Below are 9,515 nucleotides of genomic sequence, written 5' to 3'. Positions count from 1 at the left end.
CCCTGCATGGAATCCGGAAATCCCTTCCTCCGTAACGGGCTGCAAATGTACACCCTATTTCCATTCCCACAAGACTTTTTTTTAAAAAAATTGCAAAATTTTTATATCTAAAACCCAACTCCCTCTTTTACAGAATTTTAGCCTACAAATAAATTTAAAAGAGATTTAAGTTGATGATTTGTTTTGCAAAATACTGAAAATCAGTTAATTAAAAAACAACAAAGAAATAGCATCCCATAACCCATTAAAATACAATTGGTTAATAAATCAGTCACTAACCTAAGAGAAGAAATTCCAGACTAAGCCAAATCGAATTACAAAATCGCGATAAGGGTAATTAGGTGCTGCATAATAGTCATAATCATCATACAGGGAATTAAAATGTTCTGCTTTTAAGAATATCCTAGTTTGTTTTATACGCGCATTAATAAAGAAATCCAACAAGGGATAATTGCCAATCTTTTCGGAATCTTGCACATAGAATTCCGCTAGAACCGGATTGTACGCATTCATAGAATACTCAGTAAAGTATTTGAAGGTTACACCAGTTTGCAGATACATGGCTTTTTTAAACACATCTGATGAGAAGTACAGGGTATTTCTTGTCACCATACTCGGCAGATTCAACACATTAGCATCTTGCGTTACACTTTGATACATAATGGTATTGTTCAAAGCAAATTTTCCCAGCTTGAATTCCTTGGCATATTTTGCCTTTATATACGATATGCCAGATGCTTCTTGAAACGGTTTTATATTTGCCATTTCAAAACCTTCTATAATTTCCACATCTGGATTACTCTTGAAATAGGTATAGTTATCAATATTAGTATATTTAAGGGAAAGGTCTCCCCAAACTTCAGAATCAAGACTTACCCTAAAACTGTTTATCCTTTCCTTTTCAAAAACACTAGTATTCTGCCAATTGTAGTTTAAATATTCGCTCTGATATAAAAGAAAGTTATAATTAGGCATTCTAGCAGAAGAATGTAACGCAAACTGTACCTTATGCTTTTCCTTAATACTATAACCCATAGAGGCATCTAAAATATTGCCTGTTAACTTACCTGATAGATTATACGTAAAGGTGCCTTCAACATTAAATCGCCCAATTTGTTTTTTATAATCAGCACCTAATCCAAGTTCCGTTCCCTTTAATTGACTTTCTACTCTATCTCCTTCTTCTGAAATAAATAAACTATTGAAGAAATAATTATAGTCATATATATTAAGACTCCCTTTTAACTTCCCAAGCGTTCTATTATAAAACTCTGCATTTAACTGATTATAGGTTGTCTTTAAACTTGCCTTATCATTAACAGGTGAAATGATCTCTTCCCCAAAATAATTGTTTGCCGAATTTTGCATAAATTGATAATACCTGGTCTCATACCCAAAAACATGGCCTAAGGCTAATGATGTTTTTTCCACATAACTGGAATCCTTACGCTTTCTTATTAATTTATATTGATGGTCCAGATAATAGCGTTTGCCTAATATCTTATTATCCATATCGGAAAAACGAACATCTACTTTAGGGCGATCTTTAAAATTATCATCGCCAGATTCAAACTGCAGTTCCTTTTCTAACAAACCCCCATTTTCTTGGGATAAAATATCTTGGGCTGCGATATGCGCGCGTAATTGATATCTTCCATTTTTAGATTGATAGTTTGCAGTTGTAGTAAAATTACCGGATTGAACTTGATTGGAATTATACTTACCCAAAGACCTATGCCCTTTATATCCAATAGAAATATTTAATCTTCTAGAAGTATTAAATGTGAGCATTGCATCCAATAACTGACCCTGTTCCAATGTTGTTTTAAACAGAATATCGGTCATTGGTGTAGCAACACTATAATACTCTATATCTTGAACCTCCCTATAGTTATAATGTTTGGCTACTGCCCCAATTCTTGGATATAAAGTCTTCCTTTCCAAGTCAATGCCAAGTGTATTATAGGTCTGTCCTATATTAGAAAAGGGCATCAGTTCAAAATCATCCTTTCTTAAATAATTGTACTTATATTCTTTTTGAATGGATAATGTGGTATCTAAATAGGTAGTATCTCTTTGAAAGCTAATTATTCTGTAATCACGAATAGTCACTTCCTGTGCTGAGTCTTTTTTGATTTCAGGTTTTTTAAACGACTTCTTTGCGGGTAATGAATCATTGGAATTTAAAACTCCCAAACCTTGAGATTCCCTAATTAACCTTAATGAATCTTTTTCTCGTTTTATATCATCTGTCACTTGTGACACAACCATGCAACTAAAAAAAAGAAAGGGAAGAACAAAAAAATATCTCATGCATATTTATTTCAAAGGCAAAGTTAAAATAATTGTTCCTAACTTAATGTGAAAGTTTCTTATTAGAAATCCTACCTAATACACAATGTCAGAATATATCTTTTATCAATAATTTAACTAATACTCTAACTCTTCTAAAAACTGCCTCAAGTCAAGACCATTGGTTGTTTAAAAATGGTTTTTGCAAATTTTGGATAACAACAACCTATTTACTAAATCTAAACCAAACATTTAACTTTACTTTATATTTGGCAATAGTTGACAAAAACTTGATGTTACAAAAATTTCACATTTTCTTTAACGAAACCGGAACTGATGAAGCAGGAAGAGGTTGTTTGGCCGGGCCGGTCACAGCTGCATCGGTAGTTTTACCAAAAGATTTTGAACATCCACTATTAAATGACTCAAAACTTCTATCTACCAAACAAAGGGATCTATTAAAACCAATTATTGAAAAAGTAAGCATTTCATTTGGAGTAGCCCATATAAATCCAGATATAATAGATGAAATCAACATCCTAAATGCATCTATATTGGCCATGCATAAAGCTATTAACAAACTCAACAGCAAACCACCCCATATTATAGTAGATGGCAATAAATTTAAACCATACGAAAACATACCACATACTTGTTTTGTGAAGGGCGATTCAAAATTCATGAGTATTGCCGCTGCATCTGTACTTGCCAAAACCTATAGGGACAAATACATGGAAAGACTCCATAACGAATACCCTGTGTATAATTGGAAACAAAATAAAGGCTACCCTACAAAAGAACACCGTGAAGCTATTAGAAAGTATGGCATAACCAAATACCACCGAAAAAGTTTTAGACAATTGCCAGAGCAACTTTCCTTTGAATTATAAATGTATAAATTTGTGTAAAAAGCAATTTTATGAGGTTCAAAATCTTACTTCTATTTTCTATAGTTTTATTTTTTAATTGCTCTACTAAAAACAAAAAAAACGACTCACTTTTAGATTTCGTCCCTAAAAACTCAACGCTAATTTTAAAGATTAATGATTTTGAATCCCTCGCCTCTGAAATCAAGGAAAATGACCTGATCGATAGAATAAAAAAATTGCCGTTTTCTGAAGAATTAAAGCAAATACTCAAACCCTTACAATATCTAACCATAGAAACAGATGGTCTTTTTACCCTATCCTTAAACAAGGACAATATGGTAGATTTCACATTCATATCTAACGACAGTATCATGAACTTGGCATTAGATAGCATTCCCAACAAAACAATAGAAACCATAATCTACAATGATATTGAATTAAAAAAGTTTGATGTTGAAGGAACAGTATTTTACACCTCAACTATTAGGAATAAAGAAATTTTAAGCTCATCCCTGATACTTCTTAAAAATATTAAGGATAACCAAAAGAATGCATTTTACAATATACCCGACAAGAAGATATTCAGATTAAAAAACGTGTCAAAATTGGCACATGTATGGCTCAATTTAGAAAAAAGTGATGAACTGCTTAAATTAATTAATGACAACTCAGATACAATTCAAACACCCCAGTATGCACACTGGCTCTCGTTGGATATTTCTATAGAAAATGACGGTTTGTACTTTAATGGTGTAGGCATAACAAATGATTCTGTCGCTAATTATTTGGGATTATTTTCTAAAACAAAACCATTGCCGTACAGCACATTGACTTTAACACCAGATGCTGCAGATTCCTATTCATCCATAGGTATTCATGAATTTAGACAATTCGCCAAAAATCAAAACATTTATCAGCAAAATAAAATTGCCTCAGATTCTCTTTTGAGTGCTGTTGAAGAAATCGGCCTTTTTACCCAAGGTTCTGAAAAATTGTTATTATTAAAAACGTATGGTACCGATCAACTTTTTGATTACATAAAACAAATTGAAACCAATACGACCGATTATCAGGGTAGTGAAATAGTTACATTGGAAGAAAATGCATATTTAAGTAATTCCTTAAATCCCATATTAAAGGATTACATCCCAAAATATGCCACTATAATTGAAAATACCGTTTTATTTGCCACTAATTTAGATGCACTACAATCGTGTATCGCTAATATAAAAAACGGAACTACCTTTGAGAAATCCCCACTTTATATCAATTCGGAAGATATTCTAGCTAAAGAGTCTACAAGCTTAAGTTTATCCAATTATAGCGCATTTAAAACCAATCTTGCGGACCAGGGATTTTCCCAACTATCCAAAGATTTAAATGCAGTTAAGCTAGAGAATTACCTTTTTGGCTCACAAATAGTTGTGGACGATGGTTTTTTCCACACTACTTATTTCATTAAAAACAATTCCAAAACCTCTAATAAAACTGGCGTCTCATCCTTTTTTAAGCTTCAATTGGATACTGACATTTTGGTTGACCCACAATTTGTAATTAACCACAGAACCAACAAGAAGGAGATTGTGCTCCAAGACCAAGACAATATCCTCTATCTCATTTCTACAAATGGTAAGGTTCTTTGGAAAAAGCAATTGGAAAGCGCCATTCAAGGCACTATTCACCAAGTGGACATTTACAATAACGGTAAATTACAATTAGCCTTTACCACAAATAATAGGTTTTATATCGTTGACCGTAATGGCAAGGAAGTGCAACCCTTTACCTTCAAATTTGAAGGTGGTAACTTAAACCCTTTAGCTGTTTTTGATTATGAAGGCAAAAAAAATTACCGTTTCGTTGTTACACAAAACAAAAAGGTTTTTATGTATGATGCTAAAGGAAAAATAGTTTCTGGCTTCACCTATACCAATGCAGAAAGTGATATTTTAGATGCCCCACAACATTTTAGAATAGCCCAAAAGGACTTTTTAGTTTTTAAATTAGCTAATGGAACATTAAAAATTTTAAATAGGGTTGGAAAGGACAGAATTCAGGTAGCTGAAAAGATACATTTCTCAGAAAATGATGTTCAGGTGTATAATAATCAGTTTACAATCACCTCTAACGAAGGCATTCTTTACCATATTGACACCAATGGTAAAATGCAAAAAATTGATTTAAAATTAAATCCTGATCACGGTTTGGATGCTACAGCTAAAACATTGGTAATTATGAACGATAATATCCTAAGCATAAGGGATAAAAAAGTTGACTTAGAGCTTGGCGTATATTCCAAACCCACTATATTTTATCTCAATGATAAAATTTATATATCCGTAACCGATATCCAAAACCAGAAATTATACCTATTTGATAGTCAAGCAAAGTCAATCCCCGATTTTCCCATTTATGGAACATCTATCATAGATATGACCGATATGGATAATGATAGAAAGCTTGAAGTGGTTACGCAAGACCAGAAAAATTCGATTATTGTGTATCAGATGAATTAGGTTTTTTTACCGGCCATACATGTATACCTACCGTTTATAAATTTCTGGCTTCCAACCATATCAATACGGATTATTCGCGTAAATTCATTCTTAAATTGGTTGGGCCAGGGTATGGATTTTCATCAATATCGAAAGCGAAATCCTTTGGATCAAGTTATTTTTATATGTACCTTTAAAAGACAATCTATATATCATGATTATGAAAAAAGAAATATTCCTAATAGGCCTTGTTTTAGCAATGACCACAATAGCCACCGCCCAAGAGTGTAGCAAGTATTATCCTATGATAGAAGGGGCCACGTTGCAGTACACCAACTACAATAAAAAAGAGAAACCTGAAGGTGTCGCCACCTACAAGGTCACTCATGTGGAAACCTCAGGTGATGTCACCAATGCTACCATGGCCATTGAATTAAAAGATGAAAAAGGAAAGGAAATCTACAAAACAGATTATAATTTTACTTGCTCAGGAAATATGGTCACCATTGACTATGAGTCCCTTGTACCAAGTAGTATGTTTGAACAGTATGAAGGCATGGAAATGGATATCTCGGGCACTGATATTGAATTGCCCAATGACCTCAGTGTGGGTCAGCAACTATCGGATGCCAATGTTACCGTTAAAATAAGTATGGGGGGTATTAACATGAACACGACGGTAGATATGGTAAACCGAAAAGTTGAAAAGCAGGAAAGTGTTACCACACCGGCAGGCACTTTCAATTGTTATGTAATCTACAGCGATAATATGATGAAAGCCATGATGGTAAAACAATCGATGCCTTCGCGGGTTTGGTATGCCGAAGGTGTAGGTATGATCAAACAAGAAAGCTATAATAAAGCCGGCAAAGCTGTAGGTACGACTGTTCTTACAGCATATAGCAAGTAAACAAGCTAAGGAAATTATAAAAACCGAGGCTTAAACCTCGGTTTTTTGTGCTACTCAACGAAATTGCTGGGTTCTAGCTATTATATTTTAATTACCTTAAGGAGCTAACTACCTTAAAATGAAATCACTATTAGCCATTTTGCTATTCTTTCCAAGTGTGGTTTTATTCGGACAATCGAACGAAAGTATCACCCTGTTCGATTCTATTCTTGAACAATCCATTTTCCTTAGAGATCAAGGTAAACTAGATAGTGCCCTTAGCCTCTCAAAAAAGCTTGAAGAATTTCCAAAGCAAAACATTTCTGACGAGCTACGTATTCAACATGTTACGAACCTTGCAATACTCACTGAAAATTTTGACGATGCCATCGCCTTATTAACCAAAGAACAAGCGTACCAAGAAAAGAATAGAAATTACAAGAATTTAGCTCATATTCACTATTCCTTGGGTGGAAAATACTTTGAAAGCTTTAATGATCGTGATGCCTTAATCAATTTCATCAAGGCCGATTCCATTTTACAGCGAATCAACCAAGAACAGTGGTTAGCCGTTATGATAAAAGTTGGAATTGCAAATGTGCTGATGAAATCGGATTACAAGACAGATGCCGAGAAATTTGATCAAGCGCTGCCCTATATAAATGAGGGTATTGCACTTGCCGATTCCATTGATTTTCCTGTAGGCAGCTCCATCCTACTTGAAAAAAAGGGACATTACCTTCAACTCAAAGACTCTCTAGAATTATCGCTCTATTTTTTAAAAAAAGCGCTGAAAATGAGCCAAAACATTAATTATACCCTTCGAGAGTCTTCTATTTATGATGGTATGGGCAAAGTCTTTTTCAAACAAATGAATATCGATTCCGCGACATACTACTATGAAAAGCGCTTAGAACTCATCGAGGCGACAGATCATTCTATCGATATTGCCGAGGCCAACTACAACATCGGTCAATTTTACAATCAGGTTTTTAAATTTCAAATGGCAAAAAAGCATTTAGAAAAAGCTTGGCGCATTATCGAAGCGTTACCCAATGTTAGAAAAGAGTACCCCTACGAAATACAGAACGAGTTGGCCATAGCCTATTCAAGTCTTGACGAACCTAAAAAAGCACTTGCCAGTCTTAACATGGCAAAAGATTTACAGGAAGAAGTGTACAATATTCGGAATTCTGAGCGTATTAGCGAGGTGGAAACAAAATACCGCACCGAAAAAAAAGAACAAGAAATTGCAATCTTGAAATCTAAGAACAAGTTGGCCGAACAGCAAAAAAAAAGCCAGCGCAATATACTGATCGGGGGGTTGGGACTGACCTCCTTGGTGGGGCTATTTCTTTTCGTCATTTTTAGAAACCGTACTAAAACACATACAAAACTCAAGGAATTGGATGCCTTAAAGTCGAATTTCTTCACCAACATCACACATGAGTTCCGAACTCCCCTGACTTTGATTTCCTCACCTATACAGGAGATCTTGGCAGAACCGGACCTTTCGCCTGAAAAAAGAAGCCATTTTGAAATGGCCTCAAGAAATACCGAAAGGCTTTTATCGCTAGTGGATCAATTGTTGGATCTTTCCAAGATTGATAGTGGAAACAGAACCTTACAGCTTGAAAAAGGAAAGATCACCCAATTGATAGCTGCATGGAGTGATTCCTTTTCCTATTTGACCAAACAAAAAGCCATAGCATTGGATATTGACATACAGGATAAGGAAACCGAAGTTTGGTTTGATAAGGATGTCCTGGAAAAAATAATAGTGAACCTCCTTGGCAATGCCATAAAATATACACCAACCAAAGGTGAAATAAAAGTAAGGGCTTCTATTGAAAACAACTTTTTGGAACTGCACGTAAAGAATACAGGGCAAGGGCTGACCAAGGATGAAATAGACAACATTTTCAATAGATTCCACCAGACCAATGAACAAAATGAAGGAGCGGGCATCGGACTTTCATTGGTCAAGGAATTGACAGCACTGCATGGAGGATCAATTTCCGTAAAAAGTGTAAAGGATACATGGACCAGCTTTGATGTAACCATGTGTACCGATAAGTCCCAGTTTAAAAATGCAGTCCTGAAAAACCCATCTGCATTCCAAAAGAAGATACCTTCTATGGTCCTGAACCCAAATATCGATACGGAAAGTGAACCGCCAATTGATAATGGTATGCCTCTTCTCTTGATTGTTGAGGACAATGCCGATGTACGGCTCTTGTTATCCGATACCTTCAAACCAAATTTTCAGGTAATAACGGCAAAAAATGGGGCCGAAGGAATTGAATTGGCCTTAGAACATATTCCAGACCTTATTGTATCGGATGTCATGATGCCGATCAAAGATGGTGTTGAACTTACCAAAACCCTTAAAGAGGATGAACGCAGTAGTCATATCCCCATAGTATTGCTGACGGCCAAGGCAGGTGATGACAACGAACTTATAGGGCTTCATGTGGGTGCGGACGATTATATCACCAAACCGTTTAACAAAAAGCTGCTTTTGTCCAAAGTAAATAGCCTCATTTCGCTTCGAAAAAAACTACAATTACGTTACAGCCAAGAAGTGGTTCTTAGACCCAAGGATATTGCGATAAGCTCGGTTGATGAACGTTTTTTGGAAAAAGTACAGCGTGTTTTGGATGAAAATTTGATCGAGTCGAGCTTTAACTCAGAAGCTTTTAGCAAGGCTGTGCATATGAGCCGTATGCAATTGCATCGTAAATTGAAAGCACTGACCGGCTTGACTACCTCTGAGTTCGTCAGATCCCAAAGATTGAAACTTGCCACCCATTTATTAAAGCAATCACAAATCAATATTTCCGAGGTGGGATATGCTGTTGGTTTTAACGACCATGCCTATTTTACCAAATGTTTTAGGGAAACCTACCAGTGTACGCCTTCCGAATTCGTTAAAAAAGGTTGATATTTTTCTATATCCACCTCTATTAATAG

Annotated in this window: 5 protein-coding genes; 4 read left to right on the top strand and 1 reads right to left on the bottom strand. The window is 35.2% G+C overall.

Annotation, left to right across the window (positions count from 1 at the left end):
• Positions 1–279: 279 nt before the first annotated feature.
• Positions 280–2,313 (bottom strand): putative porin, encoded by a 2,034-nt coding sequence (locus ACOCEA_RS17355; RefSeq protein ID WP_420757543.1) that lies wholly within the window; start codon positions 2,311–2,313, stop codon positions 280–282.
• Between the two features lie 272 nt (positions 2,314–2,585).
• Between ACOCEA_RS17355 and ACOCEA_RS17350 the strand changes: the two genes are divergently transcribed.
• From ACOCEA_RS17350 to ACOCEA_RS17335, 4 genes are all read left to right on the top strand, one after another.
• Positions 2,586–3,182: a ribonuclease HII gene (locus ACOCEA_RS17350; RefSeq protein ID WP_420757542.1), complete on the top strand. Its 597-nt coding sequence runs from the start codon at positions 2,586–2,588 to the stop codon at positions 3,180–3,182.
• 29 nt (positions 3,183–3,211) lie between these two features.
• Positions 3,212–5,674, top strand: coding sequence for a ribonuclease HII (locus tag ACOCEA_RS17345; RefSeq protein ID WP_420757541.1), 2,463 nt, complete (start codon positions 3,212–3,214; stop codon positions 5,672–5,674).
• A gap of 199 nt (positions 5,675–5,873) precedes the next feature.
• Positions 5,874–6,563, top strand: coding sequence for a TapB family protein (locus ACOCEA_RS17340; protein ID WP_420757540.1), 690 nt, complete (start codon positions 5,874–5,876; stop codon positions 6,561–6,563).
• 118 nt (positions 6,564–6,681) lie between these two features.
• Positions 6,682–9,486 (top strand): ATP-binding protein, encoded by a 2,805-nt coding sequence (locus tag ACOCEA_RS17335; protein WP_420757539.1) that lies wholly within the window; start codon positions 6,682–6,684, stop codon positions 9,484–9,486.
• The last annotated feature ends 29 nt before the right edge of the window (positions 9,487–9,515 follow it).

Origin of the sequence: Maribacter luteocoastalis (genome assembly GCF_048890225.1) — a bacterium.
GTDB classification, from domain to species: Bacteria; Bacteroidota; Bacteroidia; order Flavobacteriales; family Flavobacteriaceae; genus Maribacter; species Maribacter luteocoastalis.
This window is presented reverse-complemented; position numbering and strand designations above follow the sequence as displayed.

Excerpts from the sequence above, each read along its gene's own strand:
- ACOCEA_RS17355 (WP_420757543.1), bottom strand. The coding sequence starts at position 2,313 with ATGAGATATTTTTTTGTTCTTCCCTTTCTTTTTTTTAGTTGCATGGTT.
- ACOCEA_RS17350 (WP_420757542.1), top strand. The coding sequence starts at position 2,586 with ATGTTACAAAAATTTCACATTTTCTTTAACGAAACCGGAACTGATGAA.
- ACOCEA_RS17345 (WP_420757541.1), top strand. The coding sequence starts at position 3,212 with ATGAGGTTCAAAATCTTACTTCTATTTTCTATAGTTTTATTTTTTAAT.
- ACOCEA_RS17340 (WP_420757540.1), top strand. The coding sequence starts at position 5,874 with ATGAAAAAAGAAATATTCCTAATAGGCCTTGTTTTAGCAATGACCACA.
- ACOCEA_RS17335 (WP_420757539.1), top strand. The coding sequence starts at position 6,682 with ATGAAATCACTATTAGCCATTTTGCTATTCTTTCCAAGTGTGGTTTTA.